General features: G+C 56.9%; 18 protein-coding genes and 1 pseudogene. 11 read left to right on the top strand and 8 right to left on the bottom strand.

Features of this window, described 5'->3' with window-relative positions:
• Position 1: 1 nt before the first annotated feature.
• Positions 2-2,203 (top strand): DEAD/DEAH box helicase, encoded by a 2,202-nt coding sequence (locus tag C0R07_RS18765; RefSeq protein ID WP_102789652.1) that lies wholly within the window; start codon positions 2-4, stop codon positions 2,201-2,203.
• 345 nt (positions 2,204-2,548) lie between these two features.
• On the opposite strand, the gene C0R07_RS19805 is transcribed toward C0R07_RS18765, so the two are convergent.
• Positions 2,549-2,782: a hypothetical protein gene (locus tag C0R07_RS19805; RefSeq protein ID WP_146027641.1), complete on the bottom strand. Its 234-nt coding sequence runs from the start codon at positions 2,780-2,782 to the stop codon at positions 2,549-2,551.
• A gap of 359 nt (positions 2,783-3,141) precedes the next feature.
• Here C0R07_RS19805 and C0R07_RS18760 point away from each other — a divergent pair, with 359 nt between their 5' ends.
• From C0R07_RS18760 to C0R07_RS18750, 3 genes and pseudogenes are all read left to right on the top strand, one after another.
• On the top strand, positions 3,142-4,098 hold the full coding sequence (locus C0R07_RS18760) for a reverse transcriptase domain-containing protein (protein WP_102789651.1): 957 nt from the start codon (positions 3,142-3,144) through the stop codon (positions 4,096-4,098).
• The gene (locus C0R07_RS18755; protein ID WP_102789650.1) at positions 4,095-5,438 is read left to right on the top strand and encodes an AAA family ATPase; all 1,344 of its coding nucleotides are present in this window, start codon (positions 4,095-4,097) and stop codon (positions 5,436-5,438) included. The genes C0R07_RS18760 and C0R07_RS18755 overlap by 4 nt, the downstream gene beginning before the upstream one ends.
• Before the next feature lie 215 nt (positions 5,439-5,653).
• Positions 5,654-5,914: pseudogene (locus tag C0R07_RS18750) on the top strand (AMP-binding protein); the annotation flags it as partial.
• 130 nt (positions 5,915-6,044) lie between these two features.
• Here C0R07_RS18750 and C0R07_RS18745 read toward each other — a convergent pair.
• On the bottom strand, positions 6,045-6,380 hold the full coding sequence (locus tag C0R07_RS18745) for a helix-turn-helix domain-containing protein (protein ID WP_070425396.1): 336 nt from the start codon (positions 6,378-6,380) through the stop codon (positions 6,045-6,047).
• A 127-nt stretch (positions 6,381-6,507) separates the two neighbouring features.
• Between C0R07_RS18745 and C0R07_RS18740 the strand changes: the two genes are divergently transcribed.
• Together C0R07_RS18740 and C0R07_RS18735 are read left to right on the top strand one after the other, a co-directional pair.
• Positions 6,508-6,819, top strand: a complete 312-nt coding sequence (locus tag C0R07_RS18740) for a hypothetical protein (RefSeq protein ID WP_070425397.1) — start codon at positions 6,508-6,510, stop codon at positions 6,817-6,819.
• A gap of 43 nt (positions 6,820-6,862) precedes the next feature.
• The gene (locus C0R07_RS18735; protein WP_102789649.1) at positions 6,863-7,255 is read left to right on the top strand and encodes a hypothetical protein; all 393 of its coding nucleotides are present in this window, start codon (positions 6,863-6,865) and stop codon (positions 7,253-7,255) included.
• A 221-nt stretch (positions 7,256-7,476) separates the two neighbouring features.
• On the opposite strand, the gene C0R07_RS18725 is transcribed toward C0R07_RS18735, so the two are convergent.
• The 3 genes from C0R07_RS18725 to C0R07_RS18715 form a co-directional block, all read right to left on the bottom strand.
• A complete protein-coding gene (locus tag C0R07_RS18725) occupies positions 7,477-8,370 on the bottom strand; it encodes a MobA/MobL family protein (RefSeq protein WP_102789648.1) in 894 nt (297 codons plus the stop codon).
• Positions 8,371-8,701: 331 nt separating this feature from the next.
• Entirely contained in the window at positions 8,702-9,571 is an 870-nt protein-coding gene (locus C0R07_RS18720) for an ImmA/IrrE family metallo-endopeptidase (RefSeq protein WP_102789647.1), read from the bottom strand.
• A 2-nt stretch (positions 9,572-9,573) separates the two neighbouring features.
• Positions 9,574-9,966, bottom strand: a complete 393-nt coding sequence (locus tag C0R07_RS18715; protein WP_070425400.1) for a helix-turn-helix domain-containing protein — start codon at positions 9,964-9,966, stop codon at positions 9,574-9,576.
• A gap of 258 nt (positions 9,967-10,224) precedes the next feature.
• Here C0R07_RS18715 and C0R07_RS18710 point away from each other — a divergent pair, with 258 nt between their 5' ends.
• Genes C0R07_RS18710 through C0R07_RS18690 form a run of 5 tightly spaced genes read left to right on the top strand, consistent with a single transcriptional unit; the run spans position 10,225 to position 14,681 of the window.
• Positions 10,225-10,449, top strand: coding sequence for a DUF2188 domain-containing protein (locus C0R07_RS18710; RefSeq protein ID WP_070425401.1), 225 nt, complete (start codon positions 10,225-10,227; stop codon positions 10,447-10,449).
• 5 nt (positions 10,450-10,454) lie between these two features.
• Positions 10,455-11,462: a CBASS cGAMP-activated phospholipase gene (locus C0R07_RS18705; RefSeq protein ID WP_070425402.1), complete on the top strand. Its 1,008-nt coding sequence runs from the start codon at positions 10,455-10,457 to the stop codon at positions 11,460-11,462.
• A complete protein-coding gene (locus C0R07_RS18700) occupies positions 11,456-12,595 on the top strand; it encodes a CBASS cGAMP synthase (protein ID WP_102789646.1) in 1,140 nt (379 codons plus the stop codon). Before C0R07_RS18705 ends, C0R07_RS18700 begins: the two co-directional genes overlap by 7 nt.
• Entirely contained in the window at positions 12,592-14,217 is a 1,626-nt protein-coding gene (locus C0R07_RS18695; protein WP_102789645.1) for a ThiF family adenylyltransferase, read from the top strand. Before C0R07_RS18700 ends, C0R07_RS18695 begins: the two co-directional genes overlap by 4 nt.
• The gene (locus tag C0R07_RS18690; protein ID WP_083279769.1) at positions 14,205-14,681 is read left to right on the top strand and encodes a Mov34/MPN/PAD-1 family protein; all 477 of its coding nucleotides are present in this window, start codon (positions 14,205-14,207) and stop codon (positions 14,679-14,681) included. The genes C0R07_RS18695 and C0R07_RS18690 overlap by 13 nt, the downstream gene beginning before the upstream one ends.
• A gap of 125 nt (positions 14,682-14,806) precedes the next feature.
• On the opposite strand, the gene C0R07_RS18685 is transcribed toward C0R07_RS18690, so the two are convergent.
• From C0R07_RS18685 to C0R07_RS20075, 3 genes are all read right to left on the bottom strand, one after another.
• Positions 14,807-15,571 (bottom strand): OST-HTH/LOTUS domain-containing protein, encoded by a 765-nt coding sequence (locus C0R07_RS18685; protein ID WP_254427898.1) that lies wholly within the window; start codon positions 15,569-15,571, stop codon positions 14,807-14,809.
• Between the two features lie 327 nt (positions 15,572-15,898).
• Positions 15,899-16,891, bottom strand: a complete 993-nt coding sequence (locus tag C0R07_RS18680; protein ID WP_102789643.1) for a DUF4917 family protein — start codon at positions 16,889-16,891, stop codon at positions 15,899-15,901.
• Between the two features lie 152 nt (positions 16,892-17,043).
• Positions 17,044-17,260 (bottom strand): SHOCT domain-containing protein (locus tag C0R07_RS20075; protein ID WP_146027640.1); only part of this gene is annotated, 217 nt, incomplete at its 5' end.

Genomic DNA, 17,260 nt, shown 5'->3' with positions numbered 1-17,260 from the left:
CATGAGCCAATCCAGCGCCTTCCACCTCCTTCACCCAGAGATCCAGCGCTACTTGTGGGCGGAGCAATGGGAGGCGCTGCGTGATGTCCAGGAAATGGCCATACCGCTCATCCTTCCAGGTGATCGAGATGTCATCGTGGCGGCGAGCACCGCTTCCGGCAAGACAGAGGCCGCGTTCCTCCCTGCACTGACGCATTTTTTGGAGCGCCCAGCGCCGGGCCTGATCATCTATATCAGTCCCCTGAAAGCGCTCATCAATGACCAGTTCGGTCGCTTGGAACGACTCTGCGAGAACTTGGACATCCCTGTATGGCCATGGCACGGCGATATCGGCGCAACGAGCAAGCAACGATTTTTCAAGAAGCCGCTTGGGGTGTTGTTAATCACACCGGAGTCGCTCGAGGCAATGCTCTGCAACCGTGGCACCGCTGTTGCAGGCATCTTCAAGTCTCTTTCATTCCTCGTGATTGATGAGCTCCATGCCTTCATCGGCACCGAACGCGGCAAGCAGCTTCAATCGTTGATGCATCGCATCGAGCTTGTGGTTGGCCGCATAGTGCCGCGCATTGGGCTTTCGGCGACGTTAGGGGATCTAAGCTCTGCCGCCTGCTTCTTGCGACCCAACGGCCAAGCAGCCATCGTTGATGCACCCGGTACTGGCTCTGAGCTTCAACTTGTTGTCAAAGGCTTCGAGGAGCCGATCCCGCAAGCTGGAAAACAGAGCGGAGACAGCTCCTCCAAGACAATCGCAGCACACCTCTATGCGAACTTGGCCGGCAGCAGCAACCTCGTTTTTCCCAATAGTCGGCGCGAAGTTGAGCGCTACACTTACCTGCTCAATGAGCTGAGCGAAGGTGCCAAGCGGCCGCGTGAGTTCTGGCCTCATCATGGCAGTCTCTCGAAGGAGATCCGGACAGACACAGAGGCCGCGCTCAAACAAAAAGAGCGGCCCGCCACAGCCATTTGCACCAACACTTTGGAGTTGGGAATCGACATTGGCGCCGTGAAGAGCGTCGCCCAGATCGGGGTCCCGCCTTCAGTCGCCAGCTTGCGTCAGAGGATGGGGCGTTCCGGGCGCCGTGAAGGCGAGCCAGCCATTTTGCGTGCATATGTGGTCGAGAACGCGATCGACGCCGAGTCAGATCTCCCAACCCGACTCCGGCTCGATACCATTCACGCCATTTCGGTCGTGCACTTGCTCATCGAGAAATGGTTTGAGCCACCGATCGTCAACGGGGCGCATATGTCGACGTTGATTCAACAGCTCTTGTCGGCCATTGCCCAGTATGGTGGGCTCCAAGCAGCGCAGGCTTACAGCATGCTCTGCGCCAAGGGTGCTCCCTTCGACGGGATCTCATCGGCCGCGTTCATTGAGCTTCTTCGGCACCTAGGCCAACAAGACGTGCTGATCCAAGACGGATCGGGACTCTTGCTTCACGGCCCTGTGGGCGACAAGATCGTCAACCACTACTCTTTCTACGCCGCTTTTACCGTCGATGAGGAGTTCCGGATCATCGCTGGGGGCAAATCGCTTGGGACACTGCCCATCTCGCAGATGCTCACAGTCGGCCAACGCATCTTGTTTGGCGGGCGCACCTGGCTCGTCGAGGAGATCGATGAGGCCCATAAGACCATCTATGTCGCCCCTTCCAAGGGTGGAACACCACCTTTGTTCAACGGCAGCGGCGGGCGCGTCCATACCAAAATCCGCCAAACGATGCGTGCGCTCTACCGAGGGCAGGTCGAACCGCGCTTTCTCGACGCCACTGCGCAACGCTTCTTAAATGAGGGGCGCGCGACCTACGCGAAGCATGCGTTGGACTCCGCGCTTTTGGTCAATCAGGGCAGCGAGTGGCTGCTGTTGACCTGGCTCGGCGACGATGCAAACGAAGCCATCGCTTGCCTTCTGAACGCCAAAGGCCTCAGGGCGCAGTCAGGAAAACTTGGGGTCGAGATCAAGCGCGGGTCGGAGACCACGGGCGAGATTGCGAAGCTCTTGGCAGAAATCACCTCCCAACCGCTCCCCACCATTGACATGCTGCTGGCTGATGCCAAGAACATGGCAAGTCAAAAATGGGACGGACTCCTGTCCCCGACCCTGCTCAGGAAGTCCTACGCGAGCCTACACTTGAACTTGGACGAAGCAATGGAATGGCTCGGGATAGCCTTCAAGCTTAGCTCCCATTCCAAGCCAACGATGTAAGGCCGGATGCAACCCGCCCCCCTGGCCGAGATGGCGAGCTACTTCGGCCCGCCTCCTCCGCTCCAAAAACGTGCAAGATTAGAGCGCTCTCCCATAAGCGCGGCCGCACTCGGTACGATGATCCTCTGGGGGCTCGGCACATGGCGATACTGCTGTCTGGTCTAACGTGAAAAAGCCGAGATCCAGAGGAACGGGCGGGCAACTTCGGGTTCGCCGTGGAGTCCCTTATCGAGGGGAAGAGCCACTGATGCAAAAAGTAGCCGCCACGCTCCTGCGAGCAGTCATTGTTTACCTCATCCAAGCCATTGCCTTCGCGCTAGTCAGCTATCTAATCATGCATGTAGCTTATGGTGGCGTGCGTATATCTTTGCTTACTTGGTCTGTCATCGTCGTCGTTGTCTTCACCCTGTTAGGCACCCCCCATTTCATGCGAGCCAGGAAGATTGCCCAAGAGACATTGGCAATTGAGAGCAGCCGCAGAAACGGTGATCCGTAGCTATCAACGTCGGTAAGAACCTGCGCCGCGAATTGCGATACGACGGAGGCGCAACCGCCCGCCGCATCGGTAATGTCCAGCATGGCCCGCGCACTCCGCCGGCCATGTTTGGTTGGCATGGCATGCAACTTGGATGCCGGCGTGACAAGGTCGAGGTCGAGGAAGCCTCATAGTTCGCGCAACGCAATCGACACAATACTCAATGGCACCAGGAATTAACTGATCCAGGGAATTGCTTGACCCGTCCAGGTTTCAATGCTAGGATTTTTTCATACCAGCGACTAGGAGTAGCTCCAGTCAACAGTCTGGTCCCTAGGGCGTTTCATTGATTTACGCATGCCCGGTCGCAGGCTCAGGCCCGACCGGGCATTTCGTATGTGCCGCCCCAAGCGACAATCGGCTACGCTTCACCCCATTGAAACTAGCTCGAGGCAAGCGATCTATGACCCCGCGGCCACTTCATCAACTGTTTGACGCGATGTTTCACGGAAAGTATCAGTTCGATGAATTCCTGGCGCTCAAGCCTGAAGAGCATCGCACCCGCGTTTCTTGGAAGGGCCGCACCATCCACAAGCCCTCCGGCATCCTTAAGAACTTTCACCGATTTCTCCACAGCTTCGTGCTGGAGCACCTCTTGGTCGACGAGAAGGTGTCCTTCGCATACCGCAAGGGGACGACACTGCTCCAAGCAGTGGAACCCCATGCGCAAAGTCGCGCCTTCTTCCAGACAGACCTTGAGCGCTTCTTCGATAGCATTACTTCAGATCTTGTCAGGAATGTACTCAAGCAAGCTGAGGTTGCCGTGGGGGATCTCGACGACCATCTCGAGCATATCCTTGCGCTGCTCACAATCGACGGCAAGCTCCCTATTGGATACTCCACCTCCCCTATTCTAAGCAACGCCTGCCTATCTGGATTTGATGCGCGCCTTTCCTCGATCAGCATTGATCGAGACTGGATCTACACGCGCTACGCTGATGACATCATCATTTCCGCCGATGACCGCACAGCGCTAATTGACGCCGCTGCAGTGATCGAAGAATGCTTGGCTTCGGAGCTTGGAGAAGGATTTACTCTGAATCTCGCCAAGAGCAAGTTGACTACCGTCGGAAGAAAGGTGAAGGTGCTCGGTCGCGTCATACTTCCCACTGGCACTATCGTGATTGATCGCGAAGTCAGGAATCGCATTGAATCGTGGCTCCACTTCTACACCAGTGATCGCCCGAGATTGGCTAAGATCTTCCGAGAAGAACGAAACGAAGAGTGGGAAGAGGGGCTGGAGAGGCTGAGCGGGCTGGTCAGCTACGTTCATGTGGCAGACCCCTCCTATCTCGAGAAGTTGAGAGCGAAGTTCGGAACCACCGTCATCGACAGCGTCCTGCACAGGTCAGCAAAATGAACCGTCTGCGCGTAGACCTTGAATCGATTCAACACGTCAAGAGTATGAGTCTGGACCTTGATCTGTCTTCAACAGGACTTGTCTGCCTGGTCGGTCGTAACGGGGCTGGAAAAACGACACTGGTACGTGCTCTTCGAAATCTTTCCAACGCTGACACCTTCATCAGGACGGCCACTCCCTACGCATTCTCAAGTAAGAGTCGGATCACTTACAAGTCAGGGGACACCCGCGTCACGTTCGCTTACGATGACAAAATTCGCTCACTAAATTGCCGGGACTCCATCCCTCCCGCGCTTCGACAACTGGTCGAAGCCGAGCTCCCATTGCCGTACGGGATGCGCTTCAACTATTTTAGGAGCGCCAGCGAAGCGGACCTAGACATTCGAAAGGCCATTACATTTGGAAAATTCTCACGGCCCGATGAACTAATCGACTTCCTGACAGCAATCTATGGATCGGATCGCTTCTCAACCATGGTGGAAGTCCGCGTCAAAGGGAAAAGCTACTACGCGATAGTTTGCGAGAATGACACCTACATCAGGGAGGATTACTTAAGTTCCGGCGAGTATTTCTTGATCAACCTTTACCGAACCATCAAAGGTTCGGCCAAGCTCCTGGTCATTGATGAGATCGATCTTTCGCTCGACGCCGCTGCACAAGCAAATCTTGCGGGATGGCTCCGAAATTTCTGCAACCTGTATGGGTGCAAAATACTATTTACCACTCACTCACTCGCACTCATGCACAGGCTTGAGCCTGGTGAACTGTTCTACATGGACGACATCGATGGGAACGTTTCGATAGCGCCAACCTCTTTTAGCTTTGCCAGGGCTAAGATGTTTGGTTTTGCTGGATTCGATCGATGCATTGTGACTGAAGACAAGATGCTGACAGCCTTCATCAGCTACTTGATAGAGGAGCGTTGTGCGCCGTCACTTCTTAGCCACAAGGTCATCTATGTGGGAAGTGGGGCTTTGGTGGGAGCATTAGTTGCCGATAACGAACGTGAGAACTTTCTTGGCCGCCGGGATCAGGTTATTGGTATCGTCGATGGTGACCAGAAAGACGAAAAGTACGTTCAGCGACCCGGCATTCATTTAATACCCCTCAAAAGCATCGAAAAGGATCTTCTCGCAGAAAGCAAGCTCGATCCAGAATTCCCTTTCCATATCCCAAGAATGACTTTTGATAAGGAAAAGAGTTTCATTCGACAGATTTTGAAGCGAAAGATTGCAACGCAAAAAGACATTTTTGCCTACTTAGTCGGCAAAAGACCCGAGGCATTCCAAGACATCGCCACCACTCTGCAGGCCCTCCTCCCGCCATCTCATACAGGATGACGAAGAAGCAACGCCAGCCGACTCGAAGGCAGCATATGCCGTCTGAGCCGAAGTTGCCTGAAAAGGGCTGATTCTCTTTGCCCCAGACGATGATCCAACAGAACTCGCAAGCCAACGCACGATATGTCGTCAAGCCTTTGTGGGGCGGCCCACACGTGATTACGTTGGTTTCTTGTCCAACGTGCACGGATGGAGCAGCCCTTACAAGGAACTGATCGCTGAAGGTGACCCTGAGGAGCAGTATGGCCGTGAAGCGCGCCGTGGCCGAGTGCTGAAAGAAGACCGACGCCACACTGATCGAAGCCTACGGCCTGACCGAGACCTCGCCGGCGGCCTGCATCAACCCGCCGAATCTGGCCGAGTACGACGGCGCGATCGGTCTCCCGATTCCGTCCAACGACGCCTGCGTGAAGGACGGCGGCGGCGTGACCCTGCCGGCCGGCGACAGGGGCGAACTGTGCATCCGCGGCCCGCAGGCAACAGGCACAGCCCGCCAGCCGACTATCAATCAACTGCCACCTTTTTTCCTTGCAGGCATATCGATCTTAAATCGACGCGCGCGCGAGGCAGTTCGCCACTAGGCGTCTGACGGTGTCACTTGTCGCGTCAGCGCTTGGCAGATCGTTTCTTAAGCTCCTGTACGATCGCCCGCTGCTCCGACGCGGGCAGGCGCGTGAACTCTTGAATCAACTCGGCGAGTTCATCGGTCTCAGCGTAGAGATAGGCCACAGACACCCCAAGCGCCTGCGCAAGCTTCTGGGCGGTCTCGCTGTCGCAATCGTGCACCGCGCGTTCGTACCTGTTGATCCGAACCCCGGCCACATCTTCTGGCAGTCCCATCGCCACTCCTAAGGCCTTTTGACTGAGCCCGTTAGCTTGCCGCTGCTCCTTCAAGCGAGCGGCGAATACGACACGGACACTGCGGGCGTTGGGGGCACTCATGCCCCAAGCATGAACGTAAGCTACGTTCGCCGTAAATTACGTTGCCCGTATACTACGTTTATCGTATTCTTGGCCTGGCCGCAACCCCGGGCTCTGGCACAGCCCCATCGCACTGCAAGGACCCGTCATGTTGAAGCTCCGTGTGGCCGTCGTTGGCGTGTTGACCGCCTGCCTTGCCGCTTGCTCTGGAAGCGGCCCATCTCATGACGAACGGCAAAACGCCTTCTTGCAGTACGTTAAAGACAACAGCAACGAAAAAGCGAAGATTCGGGAGTTCCAGAGCGCGGAATGCGCCAAATCTGAGGGCACGCCGAGCTACAACTGCGCGGTGTCGAGCCAGGTGATGGCGATGGATCGCGACTTTGGGAACCAGATGGATGGCGTCTACACCTTCACCGAGGTCGGTGACACCTGGAAGATCACTGGCCGAGTCCAGTAGTCCGCTAATCGCTTAATCGCCCCCCTGCATCCGAGGAGCTCAAATGACTGTCGGCACATTCTTCCTTTTGCTCGTCGTAGGCGCCGGCGCACTTTTCGCCGTAGGCGTGGGCAGGACTCTCAGGTCACGCGGTGACCAAGCAGCATTCGCGGCGGAGTTCGACCATTCCTATTTCCACAGCAACAGCGCCCTGGCGCTGTCTGTGGCGCGTTCCCGAATCAAGCTCCGCACGACTCAGGCAACGAAGATCTATCCGCTGAACGATGTCCGTGCGTGGGAAAAGCACTGGCACAACTCCAAGCGCCAAGGCTCGCTGACGCTTAGCGTTCGCGATGCTGATCACCCCGTGTGGACGATCAAGTTCTACCGGGAGAGTGACATGAATCGCTGGTATGAGCTGTTGAACCAAGCAATCAATGATGGACCGACGCCGTGACAAGTTCGCCATAGCCACTAGCAGGACTTGACGGCAGAGGGCTTTGTGCTAGGAATCAGAGCAAGCCACAACTCGGATTCTTAGCATGAAACAAGACTTGACCCACTCACAGACACTCTTGGACGAACGGGAAGCTCAGCTGCGCCACGCTCACGTGGAAAGCTGGCTTGCCGATCAGCAAGTCGCCGGCTTCGGCCTGGACGAGCATATGGCTAATGCCCTCAGTGCCTATCTTGAGGGCACGGTGGCTCTGCCGGAGCTCTTGACTGAACTTCGCCGCCCTTACCTTCATTGATGTCCAAACCGACCGGTAGAGCGGCAAGGCTGTACGGGATCGCGTCAGCAGCAGTGCCGGCAACCATGGGGAGCGCCCTGGACTGTTCGCCACGCGCCCGCTCAGCCGTGTGGCCCGCTGGGACTGGAAGAAGCTTGCCCTCCTTTCGGTAGCGGCCCAAGAGTTGCTCAAAGCTCGCTTGATCGTCGCCAACGACTCCCTCCCCCCGACGCGTGGCAAGGCGCTCCGCTAGATCCTGGGTCTTACGCTCAACCTGGAGTTCACCTAGACCGAGATGCGCATTGATGCGCTCAGAGATCATCGCTCGAATCCAGAGCACCTCACCGTACCCGTTGATACGCCCGTCCAGCGCTCTCGTCTTAGCAGTGAGGCCAGCGGCCTCCATACGCCTGGTCGTCGCTAAGAGGTGGGCGTAGAAGTAGCGAGGATCGTCCTTGGTTGGCTGGTGGTGGCTGGCTTGTAATGCAAAGCCATACCGGTCGATCAGCGCATGCGAGATGTCGAGAATAAGACTCCACCGTTCGCGATCATCGAGCTCGTGCGGCAAGGCGATGGTGAAGTCGCGGCAGACGGTGCTGTTCCGGCGACGCTCTGCCGCTTCAGCCGCCGCCCATAGGCGCTGCGGGTCATTGGTCCAAGCAGGCGACCCAGCGGGAGCCAAGCAGCACGCCTGAATGATCCCAGCCCGACCTCGGTAGTCATGCTTCGCGCCGGATTTTGGGTCAATAAGCAAAAACCCCCCTCGATAGGCAGCGGCTGCGATCGCCGAATGGCCCTTGGCCCGGCTGTATGTTTTGATGCGTGTGTGTTCGATGGTCATGAAGCTTCCAGTGTCTTAGTCCATTGGTTATGGCTCAAGATTCAGGAAGCGCAATAGCTTGAAATGCACTATTTTTGAACGGTTTTCGTTGCCTAAGAGGGATCCACTCAAGTGGCGCATCCGCTTCGAAAGTATGCCCAAGACTAACGAAAGGCCGAGAAGAATGCCCCTTCCCTGCTGTCTGCTTTACATGGAGATTTGCAGCAGCTCGCGGGCTTTACTCAAACGCGTTCAATGGACGCTAGGAGCCAAGCTGCACCTTCACCTCGCTGGATGCATGAGGGCCTATCCCTGCATCATGGCCATTTGCAATCGCCCTGTTGCAGCCCGATCAACGGCGCCGATCCAGCTTGGACCAAGACAGCTCACCGGTGAGCTCAGAGAGCGCCTCTTCCTCATCGACGCGCGCACCAAAACGATCAACCTCTCTAGTCGGAAGTTCATCAGCGTCGAACCATAGAAGTGAGGTCGTGGTGTCCGAGCCCGCGAAATGGCGACTGATTTCCGTCAGTTCCAGACTCCTCTCCCAGTTGTCGAACCAGATATCTTGAGCGACTTCGCCGTAACCTACCGCGCTCTTTCCTGCTGCTCGAAGCCCATGGGCTACCGAACCTGACGGAATGGTCGATCTGGGCGAAATCCACGCTCCGGCCTGCCTTAGAGACGTCGAGCGTGCGGCGTATCTGACACCTCCGCGCTCCATCGTCACAAATGCGCAGGGCCGCTCGCTGAGGCTCGCGTAGCGAGATGCTGCGGCTGGGAATGACGTGCCAAAGTGCACAGCCATCTCTTGGACAACTTCAATCGATGGCTCTTCTTTGGGAACGCGCGGAAGCCAGAGCTGATATGGCATCAAGAGCTCGGATGCGAACGTGTCACATGCAATCTCGTTGATGTGTCGCTTGGCATAAGACCAAGCGGGCACCTCTTCATGCGATGAAGGCAATCCAAGCACGATGTGAGCAATCTCGTGGCAGATCGTGAAGCGTTGCCGCTCCCTTGTCTCCTGGCCGTTCACCGTCACGATGCTTCGACCGCTAGCCTTTGTGATCGTAAAGCCGGACTCGCCAACGCCAAGCTCTTCCGTTCGCAGCTTGGCGTTGGCTGCCGCTAGGTAAGGAGACAGATCATCGCGAATCGTCGTCAGATCGATTCGAGCAATGAAGGATCTCGCTTTCTGCCTAACAGCAACCTCGTCCATGGCTACTCGTCCTCGTCGTCATCCTGAAACGCTTTTTGAACTCTGGATATGAGCAGAGCCGGATCTGGCCTTGCTGTGCCCCGGTGCCTCATGCCTGCTGCTGCTGAGAACACTTCGACACTGATTGTCGGGTCTTGTAACACAAACTCAACAAGCTTTGGATCCGCTTCAGGATGATCAACGAGCCACGACACCATTTCCTCATCCCTTTCCCCTGGCTTGAGCACATGCAACAGCTTGTCGACAAGATCGGGGGACGGGCTGGTCTTCTCGCCTGTCTCCAAGCGATAGACATACGCGTGATCGATTGACGAAAGCTGGCCCAATTCGCGCAAAGACATGGTCGCTCGCTCGCGTAGCGTTTTTAAGGCAAGGCCTAAGCCTGTTTGCGGCATTACTTACTCCTGGTCAGCAAGGGGCGCTTTCCACCGTCCCCGCGCCCCGCGGGGAAATTCACAAATGAGACTTGCATCCCGGTTTTGACCCTGCTAGGGTGTTGCCCATCCAGACAACACTTTCGCCTTTCCGGCTTGAGTGATTCACGCTCAGGGTGTTGTCTGGAGGAGCAACAGATTGTGCGCCATCGCTTTTCCCGAGGCAACTGCAATTAGATACACCAACAGTGCTGTTTAACCTGATCAAGGAGCTGTGAAATGGCAGGCAAGAACCAACATGTTGTTCCCCACCAGGACGGTTGGGCGGTCAGGGGCGCTGGCAATCAGCGCGCCACCTCACTGCACGACACTCAGCAGCAGGCCATCGACGCCGCGCGGGAGATTGCACGCAACCAAGAGTCAGAGCTGGTAATCCACCGCCCGAACGGCCAGATCCGGGACAAGGATAGCCACGGCCCCGACTCCTACCCGCCGGAGGGCTGACGTCAATGGTTAGCACCCCTCCTCCTACTTACCATGTGCTCGCCCTCTCTGGGGGCGGGTATCGCGGCCTCTACACCGCCACGGTACTGGCAGAGCTCGAAAAGGTGATGGGCAGGCCGATTGCCTCGCACTTTGACCTGATCTGCGGCACGTCAGCAGGAGGGATGCTGGCCCTGGGCTTGGCGGCGGATATTCCCGCTGCCGAGCTTAAAGGGCTCTTTGAGGACCATGGCAGCAAGATCTTTGGCTGCCGCAGCCTGGGTCGCCGGCTGCTCGGGTTCTGGTTGAAGGCAAAGCACGATTCGGCCGGGCTCAAGGGCGTGCTTCAAGACCGATTTGGCGACACTTTGGTCGGCGACCTTAAACATCGGGTCCTCATTCCTGCGGTGAACTACTCCACCGGCCGCGGTCAGTTCTTCAAGACGCCCCACCACCCCTCCTTTGAGCTCGACCACCACATGTCGGTGGTGGACGTAGCCCTAGCGACCGCAGCTGCACCTGTCTACTTCCCACTCTCGCGCAACAGTCGAGGCGTCTATGCAGACGGTGGGCTTGTTGGTAATGCACCTGGTCTGTTTGGGCTTCATGAGATCAGAACGTTCTTGGCGCCTGACCCACAAGCAATCATCCGCGTGCTGTCCATTGGCACCATGACCATTGGCGCCACCGTTCGCGGCGGGGCGGACCTGGATCGAGGCTTTGGCCGATGGGGTGGAGGATTGTTCGACCTTGTGATCTCTGCCCAAGAATCATCCGTCGACTACATGCTCAAGCAATCACTGGGCAAGCAGTATTACCAGATCGATGACCAGGCTACGCCCGACCAAAGCCGGGACGTTAAGGCCCTTGATCGCGTGTCTATCGGCGCAACCAACACGCTGCGCGATCGCGGCGTCCATGCGGCCCAGAGGGCATTGGGAGATGCAGATTTCCTGCCCTTCCGGAACCATCATGCTCCGAGCCCCATCTTCTATCACGGCCCCAACAAGAATACGCCGGAGACGTCATGCTAGACCTGAGCTCACTGTTCCACACCACTGTTGATGGCAACTCGTGCCTGCGCGAAGCGCTTGATCTCACTCCCGCTCAGCGCTCTGTGATTTCCGACGCTCGTGTTGAGGTTCGGAACTGTCTCCGCGCCGGCATTCCTCGGGTGCTTCGCGAACGCGGCTACACCAAAGATGTCCCGGAACCGCGCTTCTTTACCCAAGGCTCCTGGGCCTACAAGACGATCAATGCCCCGGCGCAGCCGCCCCAACAGGCGGACTTGGATGACGGCTGCTACCTTCCGCTGAGCTTTGTATCTGAGACCAAAAGGCCAAGCATTGCGGCCCGCGTGTTCTTCAATGCCGCGAAGGAAGCCCTTGCACCACTCGCCGATCGTATGGGTTGGGAGCTCACGGAAAAGCCAACGTGCATTCGCATGGTGATCGCCGAGCACGCCCATATCGATGTTCCGCTCTACGCCATTCCTGACGAAGAGTTCACCTCCCTCGCCAAAGCAACGATGGAGCATTACGCCCTTGATTCCATTGCTGAGGCTGCTATCAAGGCCGAGCGTGACGCCTGGTCAGCACTGCCCAAAGACAAGGTTCTCCTTGCGCATGGTGTCGATGATTGGGTTGCCTCTGATCCGCGGCCCATCAAGGCTTGGTTTCTGAACGAGGTCGAGGAAAAGGGTGAGCAATTCCAGCGCGTGGTTCGCTACTTGAAAGCGTTCCGAGACTGGCACTGGCCGACCAAAGGCCCCTCCTCCATTCTGCTCATGGCAGCGGCGGCGCCGTTGTTTGAGAAGCGGGAGCGTCGAGATGACCTTGCACTTCTAGATGTGGTCTCTGCCCTGCCGGATCGACTACGCGACGGCGTTAGCAACCCAGTTGAGTCGTCCGAGTCTTTCACCGCCCGCCTTGGTAAGGACGGGGTTGAAGAGGCCGCCAAGGCGTTTGAAGCCTTGGAGGTTGCCCTGCGCGGCTCGATCGACGCGTCTAACGCCGCGCAAGCATGCTCGTGGCTGCGCAAGGAATTCGGATCGCGCTTCCCCGACGAGCCTGACCGCGTGAAGGTCAGCAGCGTTAAGGCGACCATTTTAGCTACCGCCCCCTCGGCAGGCCCGAGTGAGCTTGTTGGCAGGACGAAGGCTGGATGAAGCGGGCGCGGGCCAGCGAAGTGATTGAAGCCATCAAAGAAAGGGGCTTCCATTACTCAGGGAAGGATGCTGACGGGTGGTTCACCTTGACCGGTGAGCTCGCCCGGAACGCATCCGAACAAGGTATCCGCTGCGAAGTTGCGCTGGATCCTGACTTCTTTGCACTTCCTCGTGTTCGCTTGCTGGACATTCCGAAACACTTCCCGGCTGCGGTGCCCCACATTGGCGCCTACGGGGATCTTTGCTACCTCGCCCCAGGCTCCATCGTCCTCAACATTTTCGACCCAGTGGGCCAAACGATTGCGTGCTTGGACCAGGCCGACCGTGTGCTTTGCCAAATCACAAAAGGCGAGCTGGTCGAGGATCTTGTGGAGGAATTTTTCGCCTATTGGAATGGACCTAACTGCTTGTTCGACGTCCTCGGAGATATCCCCGGGCGCCAGCACTGCTTGATCGCAGAAGGCGACGACGGCTTGCATTGGTTCATCACCGATAGCGTTGAGCGCACCACAAAGAAGATCGACCTTCTTGGTTTGAAGGTGACTAGAAGCCCACCACCTACGTATCGAATCAAGACGACCGCAATGCCACGCCCCAACCCCCGATCGTGGCCCCCTAAGACCGTCAATGACATCTTGGAGTGGCAAAGTCAGCTTGATCGGAGTTGCCGTCGCAAGATCCATGAACGCATCCAGCTGGGCGAACGAGAGAAGCGGATTTGCATCCTCATCTTCATCGACTCACCGCTCATGACCTACGGATTTGCTGTCATCTATGACCGCAGCAAAGCGAAGGTTAAGCTCGCGGACAGACGAGACACCACCTTTGGCCTCAAAGTGCTGCTCCTGACGGCAATGCGCATCGATGATCAGTACCTGGCTCAGCGCAACATTCCAGGCATGAGGACCCTCGCTGGAAAACGCGTCGGACTGATTGGATGCGGCACAATCGGCGGCTATCTCGCGGAGATGCTCTGCAAGGCGGGCGCTGGCACAGTTGGCGGCAAGTTGACGCTGGTCGACTTTGACAAGTTGCTCCCTCAGAATTTGGGCCGACATCGCCTGGGTTTTTCACATCTGCTGAAAAACAAGGCTGTTGCCATGGTCGATGAACTTCAACGCCTCTCTCCTGGGATTGAAGTTGAGGCCATCCAAAGGGATGCTCGGCAGCTTGTGCTCGATGATTTTGACCTGTTGATCGACGCAACTGGCGAGGAGTCACTGGGCCACTGGCTCTGCGATACGACACCTCGCACCGTTCCCATGATCTCTGCTTGGATTGAGGGCCCGGGGACTGCCGTCCGAGCAATGATCCGGACGGAAGACGTCAGCGCAGGCTGCTATCGATGCCTGTGGCACGGCAACCGGCGGGGTGAACTTCGTTCAGTGGTCGGGGACGTGCCCTTGCTTCTGGCAGGACATGGCTGCGAGGGGCTCTATGTGCCCTTCCCCGCCTCTGTTTCCGTGCAGGCGGCCAGCCTGGCCATGGACTTGGTGCTCGACTGGGTCAATGGCAAATCGTCGCCCACGCTGCGCACCAGAGTTCTGGATACGACCCAAACTGCAGCCGCCGCAGATTGTGACCTTCAACCGGATGCAGAGTGTCCAATATGCCGTTCATGAGTTCCTGGGGCAGCCCCGATCGCAAGATGCTGCTGAGCTTCTCTGCATCCACACTTGACGTGTTCAACAACCACATCCAGCACCGTGACACAGACTGCGAAGCAGGTGGACTGCTGCTGGGGACTGTCCATGGCGTCCACTTGCTGATCGATGAAGCAACGGCACCGACGAAATGGGACAGGCGCTTTCGATATCTGTTCGAACGAACGCCTCTTGGACATGCAGGCATTGCTCTGGCCCGATGGAAGGCAAGTCAAGGCACGGTTCGCTATCTTGGGGAGTGGCATACGCATCCCGAAGATCACCCTACGCCCTCCTCACTGGATCGTTCTGAGTGGCGACGTTTAGCGAACGATCGCAAAGACAATCGCCCCTTGCTAGCGGTGATCGTCGGCCGGAAGAGCCTACGAGTAGAGCTCGTTACGACGCTTGGGCCGGGCTTGGTGCTCCGATCCATCGAGTGAACGACCCCATAAAGCCCCGTCTCATGCTCGACGGGCCCAATGCCCGGCAGTTGAAGCTCAAAAATAATTGACAACCGTGGCCTATTCGCCAGTCGATGAACGCCAATGCGATTCGACGGACCTGATCAAGACGATCTGCGTGCACGATCCTTAAAGTAGGCCTCACGCCTGCCATATCGCTCCTGGTATTGAAGCTCGAAGAGCCGAGATTGATGCACGACCTGCTTCAAGGTGCGGCATCCGTACTTTACTGGCGATTGTTCGGGATCTCGCTCCTGAATGAAAATTTCAGCGTTGGCGATGGATGTCCAACCATCCACGGACAACTCAGACATCGCCTCTCTAAGCAGTCGAACGATGCCTGAACTGGGCCAGTCAACTGAGCCATCGGGGGCAATACCGTTGATCACCAGGTCGCGGAAGACCTCAGACTGGACGAACTCGGCAGCAAGCTGGCGCGCTTGCTCCATGTGCTCAGCCCAGCTACGCAACTGTTCGAAATGATTATCAATACGAGAGTAGGCGGTGAGCAACGCTTGCTCGGCGCGCGCACAGCCCGGCACAGTCCAAATGTCGTGCTGATCAATAAAGTGATGGACCAAGTCGTTTCGGAGCCTTACCAGATCTTTGAGATCCGCTTGGGTCCGCTCAAAGTCCTCAGCGCCCATTTCAAGCCGGAGCTGCATTCGAACCGTTGCGACCTCGCCAGAACCAGGGTCGGGCAGGTCGGTGTCGCGCCCAGAACCATGGACCAGATAGGACCCCACAAGTTTTCCGACCAAGAGCCCCAGGCTCTTTGTTGACGCGTCAGCGATACGAGCGGACCGGATTGCATCCAGGGACGATATGGGTCCACAGATCTCATGGTGCGCCACGATGGCTTTGATCAAGCGCTCGTACTGCTGAATGCGAAGAAGGCAACGGCCCAAGAGCCGCTGCACCTCCCGCTGGGGAACTCGCAGTGGATCAGCGGATGAAGAGTCAACCATGCAATTCGGCTCCATGCGTATGCAAGACTATCAAGACGGGCTTATCGATTCACAGCCAGCATAAAATCTAGCCGGCGAAGCCCTACTGCTATGCATCTAGATAGATGTCTCCAATCCTAAATTCAGCAGCCTCCGAGCGACCGACAGTCCCCTTGATCCACATTGCTCCGCTGGCGACTAGTGCCGTCGCTACACACCTAGGCACAAGGAAAGCTGACACGACACGCTCTAGTTGTTCCAGCACCCGATACTTTGACTATCGAAAAATTCCACAAGCACCGCACCTAAAGCGTCTCGGATGATCGGAAAAACCCGATTACAATAAATTTGGTCTCCGCCATACACTGAGACCGCTACTCGGCGGATACCTGTATCCCGCATCCGCCGCAACAAGTGGATGTCCTGCTCACCCAAGCCCCAGCCATAAATGACGAGCGTCTCGCGCTCGCAACGCAGCACCTCCCGATACACCGTAGAAAGGTAGTAGCTGTTCTTGATTGCAGCCACCTTCTGCTCCGAAATCCCCTCGCTCACAAAAAGCGGCACTACTTCTTCGCTGCGCCAGCGCGTTAGAATCGATTGAAGCAGACCAGCATCGTTGCTGTGGATCTTGAATTCCTGCTCTACGCTGTCGCGGCACAACGACAGATTCCCGTGAGGGTAGAACACTAGTGTTGTAGAACGCTGCCCACGAATAGGCGCTCTCAATCTGCGCCAATCATCTTGAAATAGCCCGCCTGCACCGAAGCAGTCCTTAATGGCATGCTCGTCATCTTGCTCATAGCCATGCATCAGGGCCCAATAGACGATGAGGTCGTAGTTCAGCGACGCAACCGTGTCGAAGTGCTTGAGAAACTGGTAGATCGCAGGCAAGTGTTCCCTGACCTGGTCGAACTCGGGGTGAATTGCTTGCACACTTTGAATGAGACACTCTCGAACCCCCAAGTACGCCTTACGTGTTCGGCTGTCCTCAATGCTCAATGATCGGTTGACATTCGATGCCTGCCATACGATGCGCAGGATCAATTCGAAGTCCGTTGTCTTGAAGAAAGTGAATAGCTGCTCTACATCAGAAGCCATGAGCTTGCTTGAGCTCGCCTCCCCGAGTAGCGATCCATAGGAGAAACTGGAGCTTACTGCAATGCTTGCGCCATTTCCCAGAATGGCGGTTCCTCGATAGTTAGACGCAATGTCCAACCACTGTCGAATCGCGTAGGTCATAGATGCCAGTCCACTGGGGAATTTCCTACATCATTTTTGCTTGCGCTCAGTCCGACATCCGCATCTGGCAAGCATGGAGACGAGAAACGGTAAGACTAGGTCCGTGGCAGGCGAGCTGCCTGGCTAAACACCGGACCAGTCACGCCGCATGCTCATTGGCTCAACAGCTTGCTCTTCTGAGCGTCGAACTCGGCTTGGGTCAAGACCCCTTGCTCCTTCAGCTTCAGAAGCTTCGCCAGTTCGTCAGCGACCGATAGGGGTTTTGCGATAGGGACCGGCGCATCTGCGGGCTCCTCTACCGCGTTGACGACCTGAGTGGTTGTGGGGCGGTAGTCACGCTCGACGGTGAACGTAAGTGAATCGCCCAGG

This window comes from Stenotrophomonas bentonitica (assembly GCF_002887735.1).
In the GTDB taxonomy this organism is placed as follows: domain Bacteria; phylum Pseudomonadota; class Gammaproteobacteria; order Xanthomonadales; family Xanthomonadaceae; genus Stenotrophomonas; species Stenotrophomonas bentonitica_A.
Note: the sequence above shows the minus strand (reverse complement) of the source record. Positions and strands in the feature narration are given on the sequence as shown.